General features: G+C 51.7%; 25 protein-coding genes. 4 read left to right on the forward strand and 21 right to left on the reverse strand.

Annotated elements, in window-relative coordinates; translation table 11 throughout:
- Window positions 1-9: 9 nt before the first annotated feature.
- From OEV59_00700 to OEV59_00775, 16 genes are all read right to left on the reverse strand, one after another.
- Window positions 10-672, reverse strand: coding sequence for a DUF4919 domain-containing protein (locus OEV59_00700; GenBank protein MDH4226260.1), 663 nt, complete (start codon window positions 670-672; stop codon window positions 10-12).
- Window positions 673-700: 28 nt separating this feature from the next.
- Window positions 701-3,988 carry a carbamoyl-phosphate synthase large subunit gene (gene carB / locus OEV59_00705; protein ID MDH4226261.1) on the reverse strand — a complete coding sequence of 1,096 codons (3,288 nt, stop codon included), beginning with the start codon at window positions 3,986-3,988 and terminating at the stop codon, window positions 701-703.
- Window positions 3,989-4,019: 31 nt separating this feature from the next.
- Window positions 4,020-5,024 carry a deoxyhypusine synthase family protein gene (locus OEV59_00710; GenBank protein ID MDH4226262.1) on the reverse strand — a complete coding sequence of 335 codons (1,005 nt, stop codon included), beginning with the start codon at window positions 5,022-5,024 and terminating at the stop codon, window positions 4,020-4,022.
- Between the two features lie 144 nt (window positions 5,025-5,168).
- Complete coding sequence (locus OEV59_00715) at window positions 5,169-6,011, reverse strand: restriction endonuclease (GenBank protein MDH4226263.1); 843 nt, start codon at window positions 6,009-6,011, stop codon at window positions 5,169-5,171.
- A gap of 45 nt (window positions 6,012-6,056) precedes the next feature.
- Window positions 6,057-6,257: a hypothetical protein gene (locus OEV59_00720; GenBank protein MDH4226264.1), complete on the reverse strand. Its 201-nt coding sequence runs from the start codon at window positions 6,255-6,257 to the stop codon at window positions 6,057-6,059.
- A complete protein-coding gene (locus OEV59_00725) occupies window positions 6,254-6,751 on the reverse strand; it encodes a hypothetical protein (protein MDH4226265.1) in 498 nt (165 codons plus the stop codon). The genes OEV59_00720 and OEV59_00725 overlap by 4 nt, the downstream gene beginning before the upstream one ends.
- A gap of 5 nt (window positions 6,752-6,756) precedes the next feature.
- On the reverse strand, window positions 6,757-7,890 hold the full coding sequence (gene carA / locus OEV59_00730; protein MDH4226266.1) for a glutamine-hydrolyzing carbamoyl-phosphate synthase small subunit: 1,134 nt from the start codon (window positions 7,888-7,890) through the stop codon (window positions 6,757-6,759).
- 23 nt (window positions 7,891-7,913) lie between these two features.
- The gene (locus OEV59_00735; protein MDH4226267.1) at window positions 7,914-9,218 is read right to left on the reverse strand and encodes a dihydroorotase; all 1,305 of its coding nucleotides are present in this window, start codon (window positions 9,216-9,218) and stop codon (window positions 7,914-7,916) included.
- A gap of 79 nt (window positions 9,219-9,297) precedes the next feature.
- Complete coding sequence (locus OEV59_00740) at window positions 9,298-10,224, reverse strand: aspartate carbamoyltransferase catalytic subunit (GenBank protein ID MDH4226268.1); 927 nt, start codon at window positions 10,222-10,224, stop codon at window positions 9,298-9,300.
- 15 nt (window positions 10,225-10,239) lie between these two features.
- Window positions 10,240-10,779, reverse strand: coding sequence for a bifunctional pyr operon transcriptional regulator/uracil phosphoribosyltransferase PyrR (pyrR, locus tag OEV59_00745; GenBank protein ID MDH4226269.1), 540 nt, complete (start codon window positions 10,777-10,779; stop codon window positions 10,240-10,242).
- 276 nt (window positions 10,780-11,055) lie between these two features.
- A complete protein-coding gene (locus OEV59_00750) occupies window positions 11,056-11,427 on the reverse strand; it encodes a hypothetical protein (GenBank protein MDH4226270.1) in 372 nt (123 codons plus the stop codon).
- Between the two features lie 71 nt (window positions 11,428-11,498).
- A complete protein-coding gene (gene rfbB / locus OEV59_00755) occupies window positions 11,499-12,548 on the reverse strand; it encodes a dTDP-glucose 4,6-dehydratase (protein MDH4226271.1) in 1,050 nt (349 codons plus the stop codon).
- A 9-nt stretch (window positions 12,549-12,557) separates the two neighbouring features.
- Window positions 12,558-13,016, reverse strand: coding sequence for a dTDP-4-dehydrorhamnose 3,5-epimerase family protein (locus OEV59_00760; GenBank protein ID MDH4226272.1), 459 nt, complete (start codon window positions 13,014-13,016; stop codon window positions 12,558-12,560).
- Window positions 13,013-13,882, reverse strand: a complete 870-nt coding sequence (rfbD, locus tag OEV59_00765) for a dTDP-4-dehydrorhamnose reductase (protein ID MDH4226273.1) — start codon at window positions 13,880-13,882, stop codon at window positions 13,013-13,015. Before rfbD ends, OEV59_00760 begins: the two co-directional genes overlap by 4 nt.
- 9 nt (window positions 13,883-13,891) lie before the next feature.
- On the reverse strand, window positions 13,892-14,620 hold the full coding sequence (locus OEV59_00770; protein ID MDH4226274.1) for a sugar phosphate nucleotidyltransferase: 729 nt from the start codon (window positions 14,618-14,620) through the stop codon (window positions 13,892-13,894).
- Window positions 14,621-14,880: 260 nt separating this feature from the next.
- Window positions 14,881-15,192, reverse strand: coding sequence for a septation protein SpoVG family protein (locus tag OEV59_00775; protein MDH4226275.1), 312 nt, complete (start codon window positions 15,190-15,192; stop codon window positions 14,881-14,883).
- A gap of 309 nt (window positions 15,193-15,501) precedes the next feature.
- Between OEV59_00775 and purM the strand changes: the two genes are divergently transcribed.
- The 3 genes from purM to OEV59_00790 are packed head-to-tail and all read left to right on the forward strand — an operon-like array spanning window position 15,502 to window position 17,654.
- Window positions 15,502-16,545, forward strand: coding sequence for a phosphoribosylformylglycinamidine cyclo-ligase (gene purM, locus OEV59_00780; GenBank protein MDH4226276.1), 1,044 nt, complete (start codon window positions 15,502-15,504; stop codon window positions 16,543-16,545).
- Between the two features lie 19 nt (window positions 16,546-16,564).
- Window positions 16,565-17,212: a phosphoribosylglycinamide formyltransferase gene (gene purN, locus OEV59_00785; GenBank protein ID MDH4226277.1), complete on the forward strand. Its 648-nt coding sequence runs from the start codon at window positions 16,565-16,567 to the stop codon at window positions 17,210-17,212.
- 1 nt (window position 17,213) lies between these two features.
- Window positions 17,214-17,654 (forward strand): DUF523 domain-containing protein, encoded by a 441-nt coding sequence (locus OEV59_00790; GenBank protein MDH4226278.1) that lies wholly within the window; start codon window positions 17,214-17,216, stop codon window positions 17,652-17,654.
- A 9-nt stretch (window positions 17,655-17,663) separates the two neighbouring features.
- Here the strand turns inward: OEV59_00790 and OEV59_00795 are convergent, their stop codons facing one another.
- The 4 genes from OEV59_00795 to OEV59_00810 all read right to left on the reverse strand — a co-directional run bounded on the left by OEV59_00795 (window position 17,664) and on the right by OEV59_00810 (window position 21,678).
- On the reverse strand, window positions 17,664-17,957 hold the full coding sequence (locus OEV59_00795; GenBank protein MDH4226279.1) for a hypothetical protein: 294 nt from the start codon (window positions 17,955-17,957) through the stop codon (window positions 17,664-17,666).
- 18 nt (window positions 17,958-17,975) lie between these two features.
- Window positions 17,976-18,536 (reverse strand): carboxypeptidase-like regulatory domain-containing protein, encoded by a 561-nt coding sequence (locus tag OEV59_00800; GenBank protein ID MDH4226280.1) that lies wholly within the window; start codon window positions 18,534-18,536, stop codon window positions 17,976-17,978.
- Window positions 18,537-18,671: 135 nt separating this feature from the next.
- Window positions 18,672-21,080 (reverse strand): HEAT repeat domain-containing protein, encoded by a 2,409-nt coding sequence (locus OEV59_00805; GenBank protein ID MDH4226281.1) that lies wholly within the window; start codon window positions 21,078-21,080, stop codon window positions 18,672-18,674.
- A gap of 34 nt (window positions 21,081-21,114) precedes the next feature.
- Window positions 21,115-21,678: a YdcF family protein gene (locus OEV59_00810; GenBank protein MDH4226282.1), complete on the reverse strand. Its 564-nt coding sequence runs from the start codon at window positions 21,676-21,678 to the stop codon at window positions 21,115-21,117.
- Between the two features lie 119 nt (window positions 21,679-21,797).
- Between OEV59_00810 and rpmB the strand changes: the two genes are divergently transcribed.
- Window positions 21,798-21,989: a 50S ribosomal protein L28 gene (gene rpmB, locus OEV59_00815; protein ID MDH4226283.1), complete on the forward strand. Its 192-nt coding sequence runs from the start codon at window positions 21,798-21,800 to the stop codon at window positions 21,987-21,989.
- 66 nt (window positions 21,990-22,055) lie between these two features.
- On the opposite strand, the gene OEV59_00820 is transcribed toward rpmB, so the two are convergent.
- Window positions 22,056-22,448, reverse strand: coding sequence for a RidA family protein (locus OEV59_00820; protein ID MDH4226284.1), 393 nt, complete (start codon window positions 22,446-22,448; stop codon window positions 22,056-22,058).

Raw genomic sequence — 22,448 nt, forward strand, 5'->3', positions numbered from 1 at the left:
GCCACATCGCTAGTTACCGGACTTTCTTTTCAGATACGCCTCCGGCAAATCGACGTTAAAATAGAAAGTCTTGTGCTCACCGCTGTCCTTATGGATGCACATGAGCTCGTCAAGCATGCTGCCCTTATGCGCCATACCGGCAACCCGCCCCCTCCTGAACCCGTTAACACCGAGCCACACGTATTCCTCGTGCGCGTTTATGACTATCATGGCCGTGTCTTTCGTAAGACCGTCGCCGCTTGCGGTTATGGAATCCACAAGGCCGTTAAAAACGCGCGTATGAAAACGGAAATTCTTTTCATCCCCCTTTTCCCTGTACGCAACAGAGGCGAGGTAATGCGCATCCATATCGGTGTAATCGTATTCGAATATGGCATTCGCCGTCTCGAGCACTTTGTCATACTCGCCCCTTTCTTTTGCAAGGAACGCGGCGTCGACCTCGACGTTCTTCATCTTATAAGGGTTGTAAAACGCAGTCCTGGTATACGATATGCGAAAATCGAAGTAATTGATTTCTGTGTTGCCGGACTTAAGCCCGCTTACATGCTCTTCGTACGTCTTCTTCGGCGTTAAGGACAAGACCTTTGACGCGCCGTTTGTGCCCACTGCGGCGCAGCCCCAGAAAACCAGGCACAGGCACAGAAAAAAAACAGCCTCTCTCGTTACCCTCATCCGTAACCTCCGTTAAATTAGGCGTGGCCTACGCCTTCGCCCTCTGCCACTCCTGTATGGTAGTCACGCCGAGCCCGTCCTTCTGAATGGCCTTTATGGCCTTGGACGCGGCATACGCTCCGGCAACGGTTGTAAAGTACGGCACGCCCATCTCTATCGAGCTTCTGCGTATAGAGTACGAGTCCGCGACACTCTTGGCCCCGAAGCTCGTGTTTATCACCATCGCGACCTCTTTGCTTTTTATCTTGTCTACTATATTTGGCCTGTCTCCTTCCGCGACCTTGGCCACACGCTCGGTCTCTACACCCCCGGCATTGAGGAGCCTCGCCGTGCCTGTAGTGGCTATGACATGGAAGCCAAGCGATTTAAGTTCCTTTGCAACCCCAACTATCTTCTTCTTGTCCTCATCCCTCACACTTACGAACACCGTGCCTTTAAGAGGCAACGTGTTGCCTGCTGCAATCTGCGCCTTGGCAAATGCAGTGCCGAAGTCGTGCCCTATGCCCATCACCTCTCCTGTAGACTTCATCTCAGGGCCAAGGAGCGTATCGACTCCCGGAAACTTTATGAACGGGAACACGGCCTCCTTAACAGACGTATGCGTTGGAATTATTTCCGAATCAAAGCCAAGTTCCTTTAGCGTCTTCCCGGCCATTATCTTTGTCGCAAGCTTGGCAAGAGGCCTGCCGATTGCCTTGCTGACATACGGAATGGTGCGTGAAGCCCTCGGGTTCACCTCTAATATGTAGACAGCGCCGTCCTTTACGGCAAACTGCACGTTCATAAGGCCTATGACCTTGAGTTTTTTGGCAAGCGAAACGGCCTGCTTGCGTATCGTGTCCATCGTCTTCTTATCTAGCGAGTAAGGCGGTATGGAGCAGGCCGAATCGCCGGAATGCACTCCTGCCTCTTCTATATGCTCCATGATGCCGCCGACTATGACGTCCTTGCCATCCGAGATACAGTCAACGTCGACTTCCTGCGCGCCGTCGAGGAAACGGTCAATCAGCACCGGATGCTCCGGCGAGGCCTCTACCGCCCTGGTCATGTACTCAAGAAGCTTTGCCTCTTCGTAGACCATCTCCATTGCCCTGCCTCCGAGCACGTACGAGGGCCTGACCATAACAGGATACCCGACCTTCGCGGCAATCTTCACCGCTTCGTCAACGCTTCTTGCGATGCCGCTCTCCGGGCGTTTTAACTTAAGCTTATCGAGTAATTTGTCGAAACGTTCCCTGTCCTCTGCCATGTCGATTGAATCAGGCGACGTGCCTAGGATTCGCACACCCGCCTTTTCGAGCGGCACAGAGAGCTTCAAAGGCGTCTGCCCGCCAAGCTGCACGATTACGCCGTAAGGCTTCTCCTTCTCAACAATTGCCATGACATCTTCGAAGGTAAGTGGCTCGAAGTAAAGCCTATCGGACGTATCGTAATCCGTTGAGACCGTCTCCGGGTTGCAGTTCACCATGATGGACTCGATGCCTTCTTCACGTAAAGCGAAGCTCGCATGCACGCAGCAGTAATCGAACTCTATGCCCTGGCCAATCCTATTTGGGCCGCTTCCGAGTATCATTACTTTCTTTCTATCGGTCGGCTCGGCCTCGCACTCGGCCTTTTTTGTCTTGTCATCCACATTATAAAACGCCCTCTCGTAAGTCGAGTACAGGTACGGCGTATGCGCCTCGAACTCTGACGCGCACGTATCAACACGCTTATACACCGGCTCGACGCCAAGCTTCTTAGAAAGTTTTTTTACAACACTCTCGGTCTTCTTCCCGGTTACGGCAGCTATCATCTTATCGGAGAAGCCCCACTCTTTAGCCTGCCTCATCATGTCTTCGGTAAGCGCGCCGCGTTTGCTCCGCTTAACCATCTTATCCTCGAACTCGACTATCTCGCGTATGTGCGTAAGGAACCAGTTGTCTACATTCGTTAGCGCGTGCACTGCCTCGACCTTCATCCCCGCCCTGAAGGCGTCGGCTATATAGTAGATGCGCTGCGGCCTCGGGGTCTTAAGCTCGTGCGATATCTTCTCGATTTCTTCTGGCAAGCCTTTTCTAATACCGTAGCGCGGCGAGACAGGCTGCTTATTAAAGCCGTAGCTCCCGGTCTCCATAGAGCGAAGCGCCTTCTGGAAACTTTCCTTAAAAGTACGGCCAATACTCATCACCTCTCCAACACTCTTCATCTGGGTTGTAAGGGTCGAGTCGGCCTTCGGGAACTTCTCGAATGTAAAACGAGGTATCTTGGTTACCACGTAATCTATCGTCGGCTCAAAGGACGCAGGAGTTTTCTTCGTGATGTCGTTTGGAATTTCATCTAGCGTATAACCGACCGCAAGCTTTGCCGCAATCTTCGCTATCGGGAACCCTGTTGCCTTGCTTGCAAGGGCCGAACTCCTAGAGACCCTCGGGTTCATCTCGATTACGTAAATCTTGCCGTTTTCAGGGTTCATGGAGAACTGTATGTTGCTTCCTCCGGTATCTACACCTATCTCGCGGATTATTTTTATCGCTCCGTCGCGCATTATCTGGTATTCCTTGTCAGTAAGCGTCTGTATCGGCGCAACGGTTATCGAGTCCCCTGTGTGCACGCCCATTGGGTCGAAGTTCTCGATAGAGCAGATGATGACGACGTTATCCGCGGTATCGCGCATGACCTCGAGCTCGAACTCCTTCCAGCCGATGACGGACTCTTCTATAAGCACCTCGCTTGTCGGGCTTGCGTCAAGACCTCTCCTTACGATGTCCTCGTATTCTTCTCTGTTGTAGGCAATGCCGCCACCTGTGCCTCCAAGCGTGAACGAAGGCCTAAGTATTACGGGGAAGGAAAATTCATCAATTAACGCGACGGCTTCGGCAAATGTATGCACGGTGCCGCTCTTTGGCACAGCAAGGCCTATCTTCTTCATCGCCTCTTTGAAAAGCTCCCTGTCCTCTGCCTTTTTGATGGCATGCAGCCTTGCGCCAATGAGCTCGACGTTGTATTTATCGAGCACCCCTGCCTCGGCAAGCTTTACCGCAGTATTTAACGCGGTCTGTCCGCCCATTGTCGGAAGTATCGCGTCGGGCCGTTCTTTTGCGATTATCTTCTCGACAGTATCGGGCGTGATGGGCTCGATGTAGGTCTTGTCCGTCAGCTCCGGGTCGGTCATGATGGTCGCGGGGTTCGAGTTTATGAGTATGACGTCGTAGCCCTCTTCACGAAGCGCTTTACAGGCCTGCGTGCCGGAGTAATCGAACTCGCAAGCCTGGCCGATGACGATTGGCCCGCTTCCGATGATGAGTATCTTCTTTATATCAGTGCGTTTTGGCACTTAAGTTTCTCCTGCGGTTATTTAGTCCGGCTTACCAGCCGAGTATCCACGCGAACACAAGCGGCGCGACAATTGTCGCGTCACTCTCGATTATGAACTTCGGCGCTTCGATGCTAAGCTTGCCCCACGTGATTTTTTCGTTCGGCACTGCGCCCGAGTAAGACCCGTAGCTTGTTGTCGAGTCCGATATCTGGCAGAAGTAGCTCCAGAACGGGGTTTTCTTAAGCCTCAAGTCCTGCTGCAGCATCGGCACAACGCATATCGGGAAGTCCCCTGCTATGCCGCCGCCGATTTGGAAGAACCCGATGCCCTGGCCCTTTGCGTTCTTTATGTACCAATCCGCAAGAAAGGTCATGTACTCGATACCTGACTTCATGGTCTGCGGCCTTAGCTCGCCTGTGATGCAGTAGGACGCAAAAATATTTCCGAGAGTCGAATCCTCCCAGCCGGGCACGATGATTGGCAGGTTACGCTCCGCAGCCGCAAGAAGCCACGAGTCCTTTGGGTCTATTTGATAGTACTTCTTTAGCGTGCCGGTTTTGAGAAGCTCGTAGAAGTACTGGTGCGGGAACATCCTGCCGCCCGAGTCGTTCTCTCTCTTCCATATCCTGTATATGTGGTGCTCGATTCTCCTTATGGCCTCGCCCTCCGGGATGCATGTGTCGGTTACGCGGTTAAAGCCGCCTTGGAGAAGCTTCCATTCGTCCTTTGGCGCAAGGTCGCGGTAATTGGGTATTCTCTTATAGTAATCGTGCGCAACGAGGTTAAAGACGTCTTCCTCGAGATTCGCGCCCGTGCAGGTGATGATGTCGACTTTGCCTTTGCGTATCATTTCGGCAAGTGACTTGCCAAGCTCCGCCGTACTCATTGCTCCGGCAAGGGTGACCATCATCTTGCCGCCTTTTTTAAGGTGCGTTTCATAGCCCTTTGCCGCGTCCACGAGCGCTGCGGCGTTGAAGTGCTTATAATGCCGTTCGATGAATTTGGATATGGGGCCCTTATTTTGCGCTGCGCTTTTTGCCTTTTTCTTTGCCATTGTTACTCTCCTTTGGTTGGTTTTATAAGTCAAAAGTTATTTTAATTGCGCTCGCCGGCAGGCCGAGGGCCTGCACCCGAATGTTCTTCAATTAGCCGATGAGCTTAACGCAACTTCTGCGCTCGCCGCGCGGCGCATTACACATCATAACGTTTCAAACCAATCTTTATTTACAGTAACCCTTTCTACAACTTCCTTCTTTACATCTACACCTAGCGATAAGTTCTTAAGCCTCTCTGCTAACTCTTCACCATCCACCAAATCAACAGGAATTGCACCATCACGTTGAGCTTCATTCCTTGCATCCCGAGTAAAGACACCGGTAGTTATGACAATACCTCTATCAGCCCTACCTTGCATTGCACCCCTAAAATCTCTTATAACACTCGGACCAACGACATCCTTCCATCTTTTCGCCTGAAAAGCCACATGGAACGACAAAAGATTTCCAAGCTTAACAACGCCCTTGCCGTCAATCCCTCCATCTCCGCTTTTTCCCGTAACCTCCACATTCACGAAGCCAGACTCTCTTAGTAATCTCTTACATAAATTCTCAAATGCCCCCGGCGAAACACTTTTCAACACCTCTAAAAGCCCATCTTTCCAATTCACCTCTCCAACTATATCCGCACCCAAGTCACTATCTTCATCTTCGACATCACTTCTCTTTTTTTGTACTTCTTTAACCCTACGAACAACTTCCTTACTATCAACACGCTCTATCCTTCTACCTTCTGAAGTTAATGCCCAAACACCGCGGGACGAATTTTCCAACACACCATAATTCTTAAGATAAGTTCTAGCCCAAGCCATACGATAGCTTAGCTTTGTAATGTTTCCACGATGTATATCGTTAACATCCTTTTCGGAAAGATTGAGGTTTCGAGCCACAACTTCCTCCAATTCATCCACCGATGCCGAACCACCTAACTGCTTCATTGCTTGAACAGTTGGGGCTATCAATCCATCATATGTAGGAACAGCCATAAGACCTCCTTTTTTAATTACCCCTCCATCATGTCCGCGAGCAATTCACTTGCCCGGTTTTTCCAAAAAAACCTTGAAGCGTCCGTCCTCCTCGGCGCGTTTTTCGAGGCCGAGCGCGTTATTGAGGAACACGTTCGCATCCCAGAGCCACTTCAAACGCAAATGCACGGGCATGGACTTGAACTCGTCGAGCTTCTCCTCGGAAAAAACGCACACCGCGCCGTTATCCGCGCTATTTTTCTTCATGACGCATCGCCCCTTTTCTTTATCATCTCGAGAGCCTCTATATCGAGCAAATCCTGTCTCCTGCCCGACGCTTTTTTAAGCGCTATCATGTCGTCGAGCGCGGCAACAGGGATCGGCGTATTCACGGACTTACGCGTCACCGAACGCTCCTTCAAGCCGTCGTAAGCGACAACTTCGTTTATCAAAACATCCACAAGCCCCATCGCTTCCTTTGAATTATAAAAAGAAAACACCAGCATGTTCTTTTCCTTTATAAACGACTCTCTCTTAGACGATTCGGCAAGGCTCGCCGCGCCTGCCGGCACGTTCGGCTTAAAACCAAGCTCCTCCATGGCCTCGATAAACTTCAAAACATTCCCGCGCTCAAAGGAAATCACGATATCCAAATCAGCCGTCATCCTCATGGCGCCGTAAAGCGCCATGGCAACGCCGCCGACCACGACGTAACTGACGCGCTTCTCGTTTAATTTATCGAATATATCCTCGTAACGCATCCCCTCTACCCCTCCATCATATCCGCGAAACGTTTGAATAGATACATCGAGTCATGCGGGCCGGGCGAGGATTCCGGGTGGTACTGAACAGAGAAGAACCTGCCCGCCTTGTCCGCGATGCCCTCGTTAGTCTGGTCGTTAAGGTTGATGTGCGTGATGTCGGCTGTCTTCTTAATCGGCTCCGCGTCAACGGCAAAGCCGTGGTTCTGGCTCGTTATCTCCACCCTGCCGGTGGTAAAGTCCTTCACAGGCTGGTTGCCGCCGCGGTGCCCGAACTTAAGTTTATAAGTCCGCGCCCCGATTGCGAGGCTTAGTAACTGATGCCCAAGGCAGATGCCGAATATGGGCTTTTTGCCAATGAGCTTCTTTATCGTCTCCTGCGCGTAGGTCACAGGCTCCGGGTCTCCGGGGCCGTTTGAGAGAAACACGCCGTCAGGGTTCATTGAGAGAACTTCGTCTGCTGATGTGGATGCAGGCACAACAGTTACATCGCATCCGACATTCAGAAGGTTACGCACGATGTTGCGCTTCATACCGAAATCGAATGCGACGACCTTGAATTTTTTCTCGATACCCTTCGCATACCCGCCCTCTATTTCCCAGAGCCCTTCTTCCAGTTTATACGGCTTCTTGCACGTGACTTCCTTAACAAGGTCACGGCCCACAAGCCCGGGCGAAGTCCTCGCCTTATGAACAAGCGACTCGGCCTTTGTGTCTACCGTGGATATCACGCCCTCCATCGCGCCCTTGTCTCTAAGCCTTCTTACAAGAGACCTCGTGTCTATGCCGTAGATACCGACAATCTTATTTGCCTTCAGGTACTCATCCAAGGTAAGGCCGCCTTCTTTCCTGTGCCTCCATGAGCTCGGCTCGTCGCACGGGTCTTTTACTATGAACCCCTCTGCCCAGGGCCTGTGGGATTCGACATCCTCTACGTTCGTGCCGTAGTTGCCGATCTGCGGGTATGTCATCGTGACCATTTGCCCCTTGTACGACGGGTCTGTGAGGATTTCCTGATACCCTGTCATCGAGGTGTTAAACACCACCTCGCCCAAGGCCTCTCCCTCGCTTCCGAGCGAATGACCTTCATAAACTGTCCCGTCGCTTAACGCCAACAGCGCCTTCTTCTTCGAGCTCATCGTATCCCCTTATAAAAAAATATTTATGCCTTATGCACTACCTTGCCGTTATAGACCGTTGTGACAACGCGGCCCTTAAGCTTCCAACCCTTAAACGGCGTATTCCTGCCTTTACTTAAAAACTTCTCAGGCTCAACCGTCCATTCGGCATCCAAGTCAACGACCGCTACATCTGCCTGGCTTCCGACCCTAAGCGCGCCGCTACCAAGCCCCATTGCCTTTGCCGGGTTGGCTGTCATAGCGCGTATTACATCTACAAGCGTCAAGTGGCCGCTATTAACAAGAGTCAGCACGACTCCGAGAGAGGTCTCCAGCCCGACAACACCGTTTGCCGCAACGTCGAACTCAACGTCCTTTTCCAATGCAGAGTGCGGCGCATGGTCGGTTGCAATGCAATCGATTGTGCCGTCCTTTATGCCCTCTATTAGCGCGTCCACGTCAGCGCGCGACCGAAGCGGCGGGTTCATCTTCGCGTCCGTATCATAGCCGCCGTGAAGCGTAACCGCGTCATCGGTTAAGGCAAGATGATGGGGTGTTGCCTCTGCCGTAACCTGCACTCCCCTTTTCTTTGCAGCGCGTATCAACTCGACAGCGCCTTTTGTCGAAACGTGCGCAACGTGCAGCCTCGCGCCCGTAAGCTCGGCAAGGCCGATGTCGCGGCCAACCATCGAGTCCTCTGCTTCGTTTGGTATGCCGCGAAGCCCGAGCCTTGTAGAGACAGCGCCCTCGTTCATCGAGCCCTTTGACAATGTCGGCTCCTCGGCGTGCGTTATCACAACAAGCCCCGCGCCCTTTGCGTACTCAAGCGCCCGTCTCATAACAGAAGCAGATGCAACCGGACGGCCGTCGTCGGACACCGCAAGGCAACCAGAGGCCTTAAGCTCGAAGAACTCTGACGATGTCTCGCCCTTAAGTCCTTTTGTTATCGCGCCAACGGGATACACTGCGCCAAACCCCGAAGCCTCGGCGCGGTCTTTTATGAACTTCGTTATTGATTCGGAATCGTTTACAGGCTTTGTATTGGCCATGCAAAACACGGTAGTGACCCCGCCTGCTGCAGCAGCACGCGTGCCACTCTCAACGGTTTCCTTGTACTCCTCGCCCGGCTCCCTAAGATGCACGTGCAGGTCAATCAAGCCGGGAATGACAAGCTTGCCGGAGGCCTCGATTATATCCCAACCGGCATCGGTAGTCTCTGGTGTCTCGAGTTTTTCTCCCGAAGGCTTGATGGACGCAATCCTGCCGCCCATGATGACAAGGTCGAAGTTGCCGTCCACATTCGAGGCCGGGTCTACAACGCGGCCGTTTCTTATAAGCATTCTCTTCATAAGTTAAGCTCCATTTCGCGTCAAACTTTACAGCGCATCCAATTACGTCAAAACCCTGCGCGCACAATCGAAAAAAAAATTACTCCTTCACCCCGCCAAGCAGGAGATAGAACATCGCCATACGAACAGCAACGCCGTTATTGACCTGGTCGAGGATAAGAGACCACGGGCCATCTGCCACGTCGTTGGATATCTCGAGGCCTCTGTTTACAGGCCCCGGGTGCATGATGACAACGTCCTTTTTCGCATTCTTAAGTTTTGCCGCATCCAGGCCGTAGACCTTCGAGTACTCGCGTCCGCTTGAGAAAAGCGCTTCTTCCTGGCGCTCAAGCTGGATTCTAAGCATCATTATCACGTCCGCGTTCTTTATCGCACCCTGAAAATCGTGTGTTGCCTCGCATCCGAGCTTCTCGATACCCTTTGGCATCATCGTCGGAGGAGCGCACACCGTAACCTTCGAGCCCATCTTCGTAAATCCGTGGATGTTGGACCTGGCAACGCGAGAGTGCGCAATGTCGCCTGCGATTAAAACATTCAAGCCGTCCAGACGGCCAAGCCTGTCCCTTACTGTCAGCATGTCGAGAAGCGCCTGCGATGGATGCTCATGCGCTCCGTCTCCGGCGTTCACAACGGCGCATTTTACGTATTTGGCTATCAGGTGCGGCGCGCCGCTCGAAGCGTGGCGTATGACGATGCAGTCCGGGTTCATGGCCTCGAGGTTTTTGGCAGTGTCCTTTAGCGTCTCGCCCTTTTTAACGGAACTCGTTGCTACGGAGATATTGACTGCGTCCGCGCTCATGCGCTTTGCCGCTATCTCAAATGACGTCCTGGTCCTGGTAGAAGACTCGTAGAAGAGATTGATAACGGTCTTTCCCCTAAGTGTCGGGACCTTCTTTATCTCTCTCTTCGAGACGTCCTTGAAGCTCTCGGCAGTGGATAGAAGCGCCTCTATCTCATCCTTTGCAAGATCTTCTATTCCGAGTATGTCTTTTCTCTCAAGCCTCACAGAATAAAACCCTTTCTACGGCTTCTCGGGCGCGCTGACCTGCACCTCGCATTTGCCGTCCACTTCTTCGAGCATCACCTTAACGCCTTCTTTTCTTGAGGTCGGGATGTTTTTTCCGACGTAATCGGCCTTTAGCGGCAGCTCCCTGTGGCCCCTGTCAACGAGCACGGCAAGCTGTATGGCGGTCGGGCGGCCAAAGTCCATAAGCGCGTTCATGGCAGCGCGTATGGTGCGCCCGGTAAAGAGCACGTCGTCGACCATGACAACGACCTTCGAGTCGATATTGATTGGTATTTCCATTTTCTTTAACGGAGGAGCTTCCTTCATGCCGATATCGTCGCGGTAAAGGGTGGCGTCAACAGCGCCAGAGGGCACGTTCGAGCCTTCGATAGAGTCGATTTTGGCCTTCAGCCTTTTGGCAAGCGTATCGCCGCGCTCGGGAATGCCGAGAAGAACTATATTCTCGACACCTTTATTTTTCTCGATTATCTCGTGAGCAATCCTGGAGAGAGCCCTGTCAACGGCCTTCGCATCCATCACTGTCTTATCGGGCATGATAAAACCTCCTTTTGCTCGCGATAGGGCCTGAAACCGGGCATAAAAAAACCTCCGCGCCCTTAAAGGACGTAGAGGTCATATAAGCATACACGTATGGCGGCAGGCCGGGGCCCGCCTCTATGTGAAGTGTGTGGGTCACTTTCCTCCCCTTTCCTAATCTCTCAGGATTAAGTTAAAAGGGTCTTTCGTTTTCCGGCAAACAAAGTTTTGTTTGCCGGCAATCATGCTACCAAATCAAACGGCGCTTGTCCAATTATTTCTAATACCACGCCGCTAAGTTTTCTGTATCCTCTTCCTGCTCGCAAGATTATAATCAAACCTCTTCTCGTAGGCTCCGAGGAAACTCACGTTCACAGAATACTTTATCCGTATATCTATATAATCATTATCCCTTGTCACCTGTATCTGCTCGCGCTTTATCGGCAGTTCCCATTTGGCGATAGATTCCATAAGATGCTTTCTTATCTCCTCGTCGTCGTAGTGGTGCGCGTTCTCGACCTCGTCCTCCATATCGGCCTTGAGCATCTTGCTTGTGACCTCCGGCACACCCACGAGGTAGCCGCAATACCCTATGAGCCCAACTATCAATATCCAGACAAGCAGACTGCGGTTGGATTCACCAGAGTCGTTCTTAAAAAATGCCATTCGCCGTCATCCTCCGTTTTTTAAATTTATACACCGTAAATACAGAAACGTCAAGCCCTTCGTTGAAATCCCTACCTGCCCGAATAGTTCTTTTCGTAGTACGCAGCGTACTCGCCGCTTCTTACGCGGCTGCACCAATCGAGGTTGTCGAGATACCACTTCACGGTAGACCTTAGCCCGTCCTCGAACTTTATAAGAGGCCTCCAGCCAAGCTCGTTTGTAACCTTTGCCGGGTCTATTGCGTAGCGCAAATCGTGCCCCGGGCGGTCGGTAACGAACTTTATAAGCCTGTCATGTGGCTTGGAAGCAGGCCTTAGCTCGTCGAGTATCCTGCATATCAGCATGACGATGTCGATATTCTTCCACTCGTTATCGGAGCCTATGTTATAGACCTCTCCGGCCCTGCCTTTATGGAACACGAGGTCTATGGCAGCCGCGTGGTCTTCGACATGCAGCCAGTCCCTTACGTTTTTCCCCTCGCCGTAAACGGGGATGGGCTTACCCTCTATGGCATTCAATATTACGACGGGAATGAGCTTTTCAGGGAACTGATACGGACCGTAATTATTCGAGCAATTAGTTGTAAGCGCATTTAAGCCGTATGTCTTGTAATACGCCCTGACAAGGTGGTCTGCCGAGGCCTTTGATGCCGAGTACGGGCTGTTCGGTGCGTACTGTGATTTTTCAGTGAACGCGCCAATCTCACCAAGCGAGCCATAGACCTCGTCGGTCGATACGTTTAAAAACATATTCCTGCCTTGGGAGTCCTTCCACGCATGACGCGCCGCGTCAAGGAGCGTGAAGGTGCCGAGTATGTTTGTCCTCAAAAACTCTTCGGGCCCCATTATGGAACGGTCGACATGGCTCTCTGCGGCAAGGTGCATGACGCCGTCAACAGCGTGCTTTTTAAATACAGCCTCGACAAAGCCCCTGTCCGTTATATCGCCCTTTTCAAATGCGTAGTTCGACGCACTCTCGACATCCTTAAGGTTTTCCAGATTGCCGGCATAGGTGAGCTTATCAACGACTATTATCTTATAATTCGGATACGATTTAACCATCCACCTTACAAGACAGCTGCCTATGAACCCTGCTCCGCCTGTTATAATTATATTGGACATTTTACCTTTTTAATCAAGGAGATACGGCGAATCCTTAATATCCTCATGACGTATTTCGTCGACATCTTCAGTCTTGCCAGGGCCTTTGTAGAGCTTATTAGGGCCGTTAAAAGCAAGACCGTCCATAGTGCCGACGTTCTTATACGCATGAACAACACCCGGAGGTACTATTACGGCCTTCGGCTCACCCTCACCGGCTGTAAGCGTCATCTTCTCGCCGTGGGTCTTTGAGCCTTTTCTATTGTCCCAAAGGTATATCTTAAAGGTAGATGGCCCGACAAAGCAGAATAAATCGGTCTGGTGGATATGCTCGTGCGGCCCCCTTGCAACTCCGGGTTTTGTCATGGACATATAGCTCATCACAGGCATAAGGGAAGCGTCCAATTCATCGGCCCTGAAGAATTCGGAAAGCCAGCCCCTGCTATCGGAATGCTTTGCAAGGCTTCGCACTATTACGCCCTCGATCATTTACCCTCCCACTCCCTGTCAACGAACCTCTTTAACGCGTCTGTCCAGTGCGGTATAGCAGCTCCGGTAATATTCCTGTACTTTGCCTTATCCAGCACCGAGTACGGCGGCCTCGCTGCCGGGGTCTTGTACCCTGCAGTGAGTATGGGGTTTACCCTGTTTAGCTTCAAGGCGCGGCCCTTATTCCTCTCGAGTTCGAGCGTCAGATACGCGAAGTCGTACCAGCTGGCTATTCCGTCGTTCGTGAAGTTAAATATTCCAGACGCCTTTTTTCCGAGCAGGTTAAGTGTTGCCTCTGCCAAATCCACGGTATATGTCGGAGTTCCGGTCTGGTCGTATACGATATTAAGCTCATCTCTCTCGCCCGCGAGCGTTACGATGCGCTTTGGAAAGTTAACGCCTGTATGCCCGAAGAGCCACGCCGTGCGTATTATCAGATATTCGCAGCCAGAGGCGATTATGCGCCTTTCGCCTTCAAGCTTGCTTTTACCGTAGACTGAAATCGGGTTTACCACATCCTCTTCGGTGTATGGCGTAGACTTAGAGCCGTCAAAAACAAAGTCCGTCGAGTAATGCACGAGCTTTACCCCTGCCTTCCTGCACGTCTCGGCGAGTATGCCCGGGGCCTCGCCGTTTACCTTCATGGCAAGGGCTTCATCGTCCTCGGCCCTGTCGACCTTTGTATATGCAGCGCAGTTGATGAGCACGTCCGGAGCCGCTGCCCTTACGGCCAGGTCAACGGCCATCTTGTGCGTGATATCCACGGCGTCTTTTCTGACGACGATGACGTCGTGGCCCTTTGCCTTGAACACCGGGCGCAAGTCCTCGGCAAGCATGCCGCCCGAGCCTGTGAGAAGAACCTTCATGGCCGCTGATTATACCTTATTGGCGCCGCCCTCTGCAACCAGGCGGTTCGCGTGATAGAGCGACTCGAAGGTTCCGGCATCCGTCCACCAGCCGTCAAGCTCGCTCCAGGTGAGGTTTTTGGTCTTTATGTAGGCGTTATTGACGTCCGTGATTTCGAGTTCGCCCCTGTTCGATGGCTTAAGGGTCTTGATAATGTCGAAAACCGTGTTGTCGTACATGTAGATGCCTATCACCGCATAGTCTGACGCGGGGTCCTTTGGCTTTTCGGTTATGGATACGATGCTTTTGCCGTCTATTGTCGGCACGCCAAAGCGCTGCGGGTCGTGAACCTTCTTTAGAAGTATCATTGCGCCGTCCTTCTGCTTATCAAAGGCAGCTACTGAGTGGACTATGTTATTCTCTATTATATTATCGCCCAGCACAACGCATATCTTTTCGCCATCCGCAAAGTGCTCGCAAAGGCCAAGGGCCTCGGCTATACCGCCCTCGCCCTCCTGATAGGTGTAGTTAAGGTGCTTTAGGCCAAACTCCTTGCCGTTTCCAAGGAGCTTTAGAAAATCTCCGGCGCTATTGCCGCCTGTGACTATCATGATGTCCTTTATGCCGGCGTTTACAAGGCACTGAATGGGATAGTAAATCATCGGCGCGTTGTAGATTGGCAAAAGGTGCTTATTTGTGACGCGTGTAAGCGGCGATAGCCGCGAGCCAAGCCCGCCTGCGAGTATTATTCCCTTCAAGATAGTCCTCCTCGTTCGGATATGCTAAGACGCAGTTCTAAGGGTGCCCACCGCGCAGAATATAATACTATATTTATCCATACATTGCAAACGGGTAACGAGTTTCGAGAGTCAATAAAAAACCCCGCTCCCTTAATAAAGAGAACGGGGCAAGCTCTCCTGCCCTGCAGCCCGGAAACATCGGAAGGAGTACCGGGGCGCAGGACAGGCCCTGCTAAAACGCCTATGGCCCTTTCTTTTGCGCTTTGCGACCCTCTGGGCTACGCGAACGCCGCCATGACGTTTCGAGCCGATATCCTTGTATACGACTCCGGCGAGGCAAGCGCCTTTTGGTACTCGCCAAGCACCATTGACTCGACAGCCTCCCTCGTGGGCTTATCGAGCGGATGGAATAAATCCCTATACGTGCCGTCCTTCATCTTCTTTGCCGGCATGGCGACAAACAGCCCGGTGTTGCCGTTTATCACCTTCACATCGCGAACGATAAAGCATCCGCCAAGCTTTAGCGTTACATACGCCTTCAACCTCTCGTCCCCGTCCACCGGTAATACCTTGACCTCAGTAATGTTCATTTGCCTGCTCCTTTCTTAGCACCATGATTTAGTAGTTACAACTATTACAGTGATACCAAAAGCCGCGCGATATATGATGCAAGTAACCAAACTCTACACCATACTATTGCAATGCGCGTGCCAACTTTTATCATGACAAATTCAATGCGCTCATTCTTTACAAAACAGCATGTTACGAAAATAGAGCAACATTTACTCAAGCCCTTTGCTGCATACTCGCCTGTGCAACGCACAGAAAAATATGCAGCGTCCTGCAAAACTAAAAACACCCATTGACATTGAATATGCGTTTTATTAATCTAAAGGGGCATGCCGAAAAAAATCACATACAAAGACTCGGGCGTTGACATAGACGAAGGCGAAAAACTCGTTAGCCTTATCAAGCCCATGGCAAAGGCAACGAACGTAAAGGGCGTGCTCTCCGGCATAGGAGGGTTTGGCGCGTCGTTCTCAGCTAAATTCTCGGGCATGAAGGACCCTGTGCTCGTGTCATCGACAGACGGAGTCGGCACAAAACTCAAGGTCGCGTTCCTTTGCGACAAGCACGACACAGTCGGCATAGACCTCGTTGCAATGAGCGTAAACGATATCGTCACAACAGGGGCGCGCCCCCTATTTTTCCTCGACTACTTCGCAACCGGAAAACTTAGCGCAAAGACAGCGGCAAAGGTAATCAAAGGCATAGCTTTTGGATGCAAAGAGTCGGGCTGCGCCCTGATTGGCGGCGAAACAGCAGAGATGCCGGGCCTTTACAGCGAAGGTGAGTACGACCTTGCCGGGTTCGCAGTCGGCGTCATAGACAGGAAAAATATCATAAGCGGCAGCCGCATCAAGCCCGGGGACGCTATAATCGGGCTTCCATCAAGCGGCCTCCACAGCAACGGGTACTCGCTTGCGAGGAAAATCGTATTCGATAAAATGCGGCTAAAGCCATCGTCCAAGGTAAAGGGATTTAAGAAACCCATTGGCGAGGAACTCCTAACACCTACGCGCATATACGTAAAGCCGGTACTCGAACTCGCAAAGAAGGTCGACGTGCTCGGCCTTGCGCACATCACAGGCGGCGGCTTTACCGAGAATATCCCGAGGATACTGCCAAAGAACACGGTAGCTGCCATACAGCGCGGCTCATGGACAGTGCCGCCGATATTCCGCCTTCTTATGGAAAACGGCCCGGTCGCAGAGGCCGAGATGCTACGCACCTTCAATTCCGGAATCGGCATGGTCGCGGTCGTAAGAAGTAAAGACGTAAACGCCGCGCTTGCCTGCCTTAAAAAGAGCAGGATTTCGGCTCGCGTCATAGGCACGATAGAAAAACGCGCAGGCCGCGCGCCTCAGGTAAAATTCATTTAAACAACAGAGAATATCTCCCATGCTAAAGCTCGGAGTTCTCATATCAGGCGGAGGAACGAACCTCCAGGCAATAATCGACGAGATAGAGGCAAAGCGCCTTGATGCGAAGATATCGCTTGTCATAAGCAGCAAGCCTGACGCCGGAGGGCTCGAACGGGCGAAAAAGCACGGCATCAAAACCCTTGTCATAACAAAGGCCGACCATCCGGAGCGCGAGGCATATGACAAGGCAATCGTAGCAGCTCTAAAGGACGCGGGAGCGGAGCTTGTCGTGCTCGCAGGCTTCATGCGAATCGTAACGCCTACACTCATAAACGCCTTTAAAAATAAAATCATAAACATCCACCCTGCGCTTTTGCCTGCGTTCCCGGGGCTCGACGTACAACAAAAGGCCATAGACTACGGCGCGAGGTTTTCGGGCGCGACAGTGCACTTTGTAGATGAAGGCGTTGACACTGGGCCGGTTATATTACAGGCCGTTGTTCCAGTGCTCCAAAATGACACCGCAAAAACGCTTGCAGCAAGAATACTTAACGAAGAGCATAAAATACTACCCGAGGCAATACGCCTCATCTCAGAGGGCCGCGTCAGCGTACAGGGCCGCCGCGTAATCATAAAAGACGCGGCAGAGAACGATACCCCGCTTACAAACCCCAAGACCCGCTAAAGTGGCAAAAGAGACTGTCATAGTAAGCGCGTGCCTTACTGGAATGAAGACCCGCTATGACGGCAAGGACTGCCTTAATCAGGAGCTCATGCAAAGGCTCTCGGATGTTACGGTGGTAACGGTGTGCCCTGAGGAGCTTGGCGGGCTTTCAACACCAAGGCCGAGAGCAGAGATAGAAAAAGGCAGCGGCAGCGACGTGCTAAACGGCTCTTCCCGCGTAATGGACGAGCATGGCAGGGACGTAACGGCACTTTTCATCAAAGGCGCGAAAGAAACGCTTAAAAAGGCCCTTTCAACAGGCGCGGCAAAGGCCTATCTCAAAGAAAAGAGCCCGTCCTGCGGTGTAAGGCTTATATCAAGGAACAACGAGACTGTAAGCGGCGCCGGAGTTAGCGCGGCATTGCTTATGGAAAACGGCATAGAGATAATCGGCGTTGAATAGCACAAAAAACTACGCCCCAGGCGGATTATGAAAGTGGTTCGAGGCGCGGCATAACGGGCTGTCCTCGGCGGTTGAGCCGTCACGGAGCCAATCAATAACGGACTTATTAAAAACCACCGAATCAAACCCCAGAGAAAATATATTGTCAAAATTATCCTTCAAATAACTATCAAGCTGCGAACCCTGAACCGCCTTTTTCGTCATTTCAGGATGTGTTTTCTCGTCGTCATAACACCACGATATTTTACTAGTGCACAATGTAAGCAAAATAGCGGCAAAAAATATAAGCACACGCTTTTTCATAAACATCCTCCTGATGGCTTATTCTTTATTTTTATGCTTCTTCGCCTTAATATCCCGCTCTTCTGATGCCAGAACAATCTCCCAGAAATATGCCGCCTTAAAATTCATTTTCTGCTCTGTATTACGATGAGTACTGCCAACGCTCTCTATAAATCTTACATGATCATCACGCATATACCCTTCCTTAAACCTCTCCAGCCTGATTACCGCCCCGTCCTGCCACTTAAAATCTTCGCGCTTTTTGTAATCCGGAAAGATATACTGGTTATTCCATGCGACATACCCCTTTTTATAGACCGTAAGCGACGGCTTATTGACGAACGGATTGAACACTCCAGATACTGCCGCAACTCCGTCCTTGTTTGTCACGGCCTCGATGACTTTATACGAGTCCGTATGCGTCAGCCCGGGGGCCCCTTTTGTAACCGTCCACTCCGCGAGCACGACCGCGCCTTCGATTGGCTCCCCTGTCTCCGCGTCTATTACAGTGCCGCTGATGGTAGCGTAACAGCCGGAAAGGAAAAAAACAATACATACAAGAACCAGCCGCTTAAATATCGTCGCCGAAATATTAGTCATGCGGGTCTCCTTAACCATTTCCTAAGAAACTATACTCTCTCTACGAAACTACGCTGACAGATAAAACCTCGCCTCGTACCGGTTATACTTTACGAACTCTGCAGAAACGCCAGCAGGGCCCTGCATTCCTCTCTATCACTTCATCCTCGGGTTGGCCTTACGTATCTCTTCTCGCGCCTCTTTTATCTCTCTGCTGTAAATCCCGCCCTCTTCCCTTACAAGCTCATCGAGAACCGCGAGCGCGGAGGCATCCCCCATACGGCCAAGCGCCTTTATGCCCGCGCTCCTTGCATGCCCGTTTACGTCCTTATCCCTCACCATCTCGATTATCGCCGGAACCGCGGCCTTTACCTTTTTCTTAACGAGTATTTCGGCGGCAGCCTGCCTCGCATCGTCGTTATGGTCAAACCATGCGTTCGGTATGCTATAGTCGCCCTTCACCGCCTTAATAAGCGCGCTAATGGCCGGCTTATCGTCATAAACACCGAGGGCTCGCACCAGATTAGCCGGCTCCCCGTATTTCCTGGCCTCTAGCGCCTTAATCAACCTTGGAACGGCCCTGGTATCAGGATACTTTTTCAGGTAATCGCACGCATTGGCAAACAAGTTGACCTTGTTTTCATCGAAAATACCCAGCATAACGCCGTGCGCCTTGGCGACCTGTTCCTTACCGTCAAAAGACATAATGGCACGGAACAGTTCATACGTAATACCGGAGTCCTCGTTGACAAGACTTTGCATGAGCGGCTCGAATGCCCTCTTATCCTTCGAATACCCGAGCGCCTTGGCAGCAGCCGCCCTGATAGAGTTGTCCTTATCCTTTAAGAAACCGATAAAATCCGGAATAACGTCTGTGGGCATGTCGTGCCTTCTGCCAAGCGCCCATATCGCCCAAGAACGGGCAGACTCGTTTGCAAGCGCCTTTTTGTATATTTCGATGCTCCTTGTGTCATCGAGTTCACCAAGAAGCTTTACTATCCAGACAAGCCTGTTCGGCTCTGCCACGGCAGCCGCGGCCACGAGCGCATCGGCAGCGTTCTTGCTGGTATATATATAGCCCCTGTCCCTCCATTCCTTGTCTTTTGCCCAGGAAGCGCCATCTTTCATCTTTTTCTCGAAGGTATCGGTCAAGACCTTGAGCGTTTCTTTGCTTACGCTGCCCCTGGCTATCACGTCAGCGAGCACCTCCAACTCCTTCCTTGATGTATCTCCATAGCTCGTCTTTCCAAGGACGCCTATGCCTATTTTCTGCACTGCGGCATCAGGATGGGCAATCATCTTATAGGCGTACTCTCTTTTATCCCACCGGTCGGCAAGCCCTGTAGCAACGGCACGCCGCACGTTGGCAGAAGGGTCGTTAAGGAGCTTGTCATACACAGAATCCATCTGGTCCGGCTCTCCATCGTGCGGACGCTTCTCAAAGAGTTTAGCCACGTACTTTTTATCAAGGGCGGCAGCCTCGCTTTCAGGGGCGGCACTGAAAAAACATACGTTGCCTCTGCCTGCCCGAATTTTAGTGAGCGCGATAGCCGCGTAAAACCTATCTTCTTCGTCGACGCTGCCGGACAACTCTATCCAATCATCGGTAAGTTCCCTGCAATTCATCAGGGCAAGCGCCTTGAGTATGTCCGGACGAAGCATCGGCTCCCCGCGCTTTTCATAAAGAACTCCGCCGAAATCCCCTGAGCAGCTAGGCAACTTGGCGCACGCTTTAAGATACGTAATAACGGCCTCGCGCTTAAAAAACACGTCGCTCCACGCCTTGTCCCCGGCCCTGACAATATCCTTTATGGCCTCCAGAATCTGCTTTGATTCGTCCGGGGGCTTCCAAAAAGGGAGATTGCCAAGACGCCAGAGCGCGTCCATCTTGTCCTCGAAGGAACCTGTCTTTAACGCGGCAAGGAGCGCCGGAACATCCTCGGCCTGTTCCTTTTTCTCCCGCTTTATATCGAAGGTCTCCTTGAATTCCTTCTCGTATCTCGAGCGCCGCTTGAGCCACTCTGTTTTCTTTTCAATCATTTTTTTCAGATCGTCGCCCTCGTTAGAAAAAAGCGCGTCATCGAGGGCGTCGTCCACATCCTCATAGCCCTTGCCGTAATCGAACCTGGGAGGTATCCTCTTCAGCTTCAGCTTGAAGTTCCATCCGGAAAACCCGCCGCTCCACTTCTTACCCGTGCCGGTTGCGCTCAATTTATCGGAATAAACGAGATATCCCTGCGCATACACGACCACGTTAGTGCTAATCGTGGCGCTAAAGAGCGGCACGTCCGGCTTTACTATAACGTCGGTGCGATATTTGCCGTCCTTATCGGTAGTGAAACTTTTAGCATAGGCTATCTTATAATCCGGCCCCTCGAAATGAAACCTTGCAACCGCCTTTTCCATCGAAACGATAATAACGGCCCCTTCAATGGGCTGCCCGGTAGTCTCGTCAACGACCGTGCCGAAAAAAGATCCTACCACATCGGCCATGGCCAAGGACGCGCACATAAAGAGCACCGACATAAACGCCGCAACAACGGCGCATATTCTGAAATATTTCACTTCAAACCTCCGCATAATTATTTACATACGCATGTCAGTTTGACAGATAAAACCTCGCCTCGTACCAATTGTACTTTATAAATTCGGAGAACATGAGAAAAAATCCCGATTCGCTCTCGACAGGATAGGCAATTATCACGACATCCGGCGGCATAACCTGTTTAAAGGTCATCAGAGCGCGCTTCATGTGGTACGACGACGTAATGAGCACGATGGATTTATGTTTAAGCCCGGCAAGAACGCCCCTTGTCTCGATTGCATTCTCGTAGGTATTAGCAGAGCCCTTCTCCAAGATGATGCTCCCAAGCTCAGCGCTGCTTATCTTTTCGGGGAAAAATATGGCTGCCGCGTCAGAGCCCGGATCAACGCCGCTTAGTATAAGCGCCTTTGCGCTGCCCTTTCTAAGCAGCCCGAGCCCTATATCGGCCCTTTTGGCCCCGCCTGTCAAAACAACGATAGAATCGGCAGAGGGAGTGGCGACAGGCCTGCGAAATCCTCGTAATTCCTTGATAAACAGGGCAAAATCCGCGGCAACAACCAGCCCTATCAGGGCAGCGCAAAGAACCATGAACCTGGATTTTCCGGAAAGTTTGACCAAAATGCGTTTCCCCGTAAAAAAAGCTTGAATTAAGAAGGCTTTTTATGGTATAAATTCTTTTTACCGAAAAGCGCCCGCATCAGGCGGGCGGATAACTTGCAAAAACGGGAGGCAATACAATGGCTTTAAAGTGCGACATCTGCGGCAAGGGCCCTGCTTACGGCAACAACGTGAGCCACGCCAACAATAAGACAAGAAGGCGCTGGAACCCTAACATACAGAAAATCAAGATAACAAAGAACGGCAGGAACATGCGCGCCAACGTGTGCACCAGGTGCCTGCGCTCCGGAGCGGTCACAAAAGCCGCATAAGGAAATATCAATCAGCGTCAAACACGCAGCCGGCCCTGTGCCGGCTGTTTTTTTTGCGAAAAAAAACTACCTCTTCGCCGCGATAGCGTCTATCTCTACCGAAACGCCTTTTGGAAGAGCGCTTACCTCGACAGTCGCCCTTGCCGGATACGGCTCCTTGAAGAACTCGGCATAGACCTCGTTCATGTCCACGAACTTCTTTAAGTCCGTCAGATACACCGTGGTCTTGACCACATCGTCCATCTTTAGCCCGGCTGCCTCGACTATCGCCTTTATATTGGCCAATACGCGCCTTGTCTCGTCCTTTATGCCGCCGCTTATAAGCTCCCCTGTCTCCGGAATGAGCGCAACCTGGCCCGAGACGAACAAAAACCCGTTTGCTACGACACCCTGCGAGTACGGCCCTATTGCCTTTGGCGCGCCGTTTGTCGATACGTTCTTCTTCGAATCTGCAGCCAT

Source organism: Deltaproteobacteria bacterium, from assembly GCA_029858205.1.
Classification (GTDB): Bacteria; Desulfobacterota; GWC2-55-46; order GWC2-55-46; family DRQE01; genus JAOUFM01.

What these genes read in the sequence shown, in the direction of transcription:
- carA (MDH4226266.1), bottom strand. Translation starts at nt 7,890, where the DNA reads ATGAGCTCGAAGAAGAAGGCGCTGTTGGCGTTAAGCGACGGGACAGTT.
- OEV59_00795 (MDH4226279.1), bottom strand. Translation starts at nt 17,957, where the DNA reads ATGAAAAAGCGTGTGCTTATATTTTTTGCCGCTATTTTGCTTACATTG.
- purM (MDH4226276.1), top strand. Translation starts at nt 15,502, where the DNA reads ATGCCGAAAAAAATCACATACAAAGACTCGGGCGTTGACATAGACGAA.
- rfbB (MDH4226271.1), bottom strand. Translation starts at nt 12,548, where the DNA reads ATGTCCAATATAATTATAACAGGCGGAGCAGGGTTCATAGGCAGCTGT.
- OEV59_00750 (MDH4226270.1), bottom strand. Translation starts at nt 11,427, where the DNA reads ATGGCATTTTTTAAGAACGACTCTGGTGAATCCAACCGCAGTCTGCTT.
- purN (MDH4226277.1), top strand. Translation starts at nt 16,565, where the DNA reads ATGCTAAAGCTCGGAGTTCTCATATCAGGCGGAGGAACGAACCTCCAG.
- OEV59_00820 (MDH4226284.1), bottom strand. Translation starts at nt 22,448, where the DNA reads ATGGCTGCAGATTCGAAGAAGAACGTATCGACAAACGGCGCGCCAAAG.
- OEV59_00735 (MDH4226267.1), bottom strand. Translation starts at nt 9,218, where the DNA reads ATGAAGAGAATGCTTATAAGAAACGGCCGCGTTGTAGACCCGGCCTCG.
- OEV59_00800 (MDH4226280.1), bottom strand. Translation starts at nt 18,536, where the DNA reads ATGACTAATATTTCGGCGACGATATTTAAGCGGCTGGTTCTTGTATGT.
- OEV59_00715 (MDH4226263.1), bottom strand. Translation starts at nt 6,011, where the DNA reads ATGGCTGTTCCTACATATGATGGATTGATAGCCCCAACTGTTCAAGCA.
- OEV59_00725 (MDH4226265.1), bottom strand. Translation starts at nt 6,751, where the DNA reads ATGCGTTACGAGGATATATTCGATAAATTAAACGAGAAGCGCGTCAGT.
- OEV59_00720 (MDH4226264.1), bottom strand. Translation starts at nt 6,257, where the DNA reads ATGAAGAAAAATAGCGCGGATAACGGCGCGGTGTGCGTTTTTTCCGAG.
- OEV59_00760 (MDH4226272.1), bottom strand. Translation starts at nt 13,016, where the DNA reads ATGATCGAGGGCGTAATAGTGCGAAGCCTTGCAAAGCATTCCGATAGC.
- OEV59_00775 (MDH4226275.1), bottom strand. Translation starts at nt 15,192, where the DNA reads ATGAACATTACTGAGGTCAAGGTATTACCGGTGGACGGGGACGAGAGG.
- pyrR (MDH4226269.1), bottom strand. Translation starts at nt 10,779, where the DNA reads ATGCCCGATAAGACAGTGATGGATGCGAAGGCCGTTGACAGGGCTCTC.
- rfbD (MDH4226273.1), bottom strand. Translation starts at nt 13,882, where the DNA reads ATGAAGGTTCTTCTCACAGGCTCGGGCGGCATGCTTGCCGAGGACTTG.
- OEV59_00700 (MDH4226260.1), bottom strand. Translation starts at nt 672, where the DNA reads ATGAGGGTAACGAGAGAGGCTGTTTTTTTTCTGTGCCTGTGCCTGGTT.
- OEV59_00710 (MDH4226262.1), bottom strand. Translation starts at nt 5,024, where the DNA reads ATGGCAAAGAAAAAGGCAAAAAGCGCAGCGCAAAATAAGGGCCCCATA.
- rpmB (MDH4226283.1), top strand. Translation starts at nt 21,798, where the DNA reads ATGGCTTTAAAGTGCGACATCTGCGGCAAGGGCCCTGCTTACGGCAAC.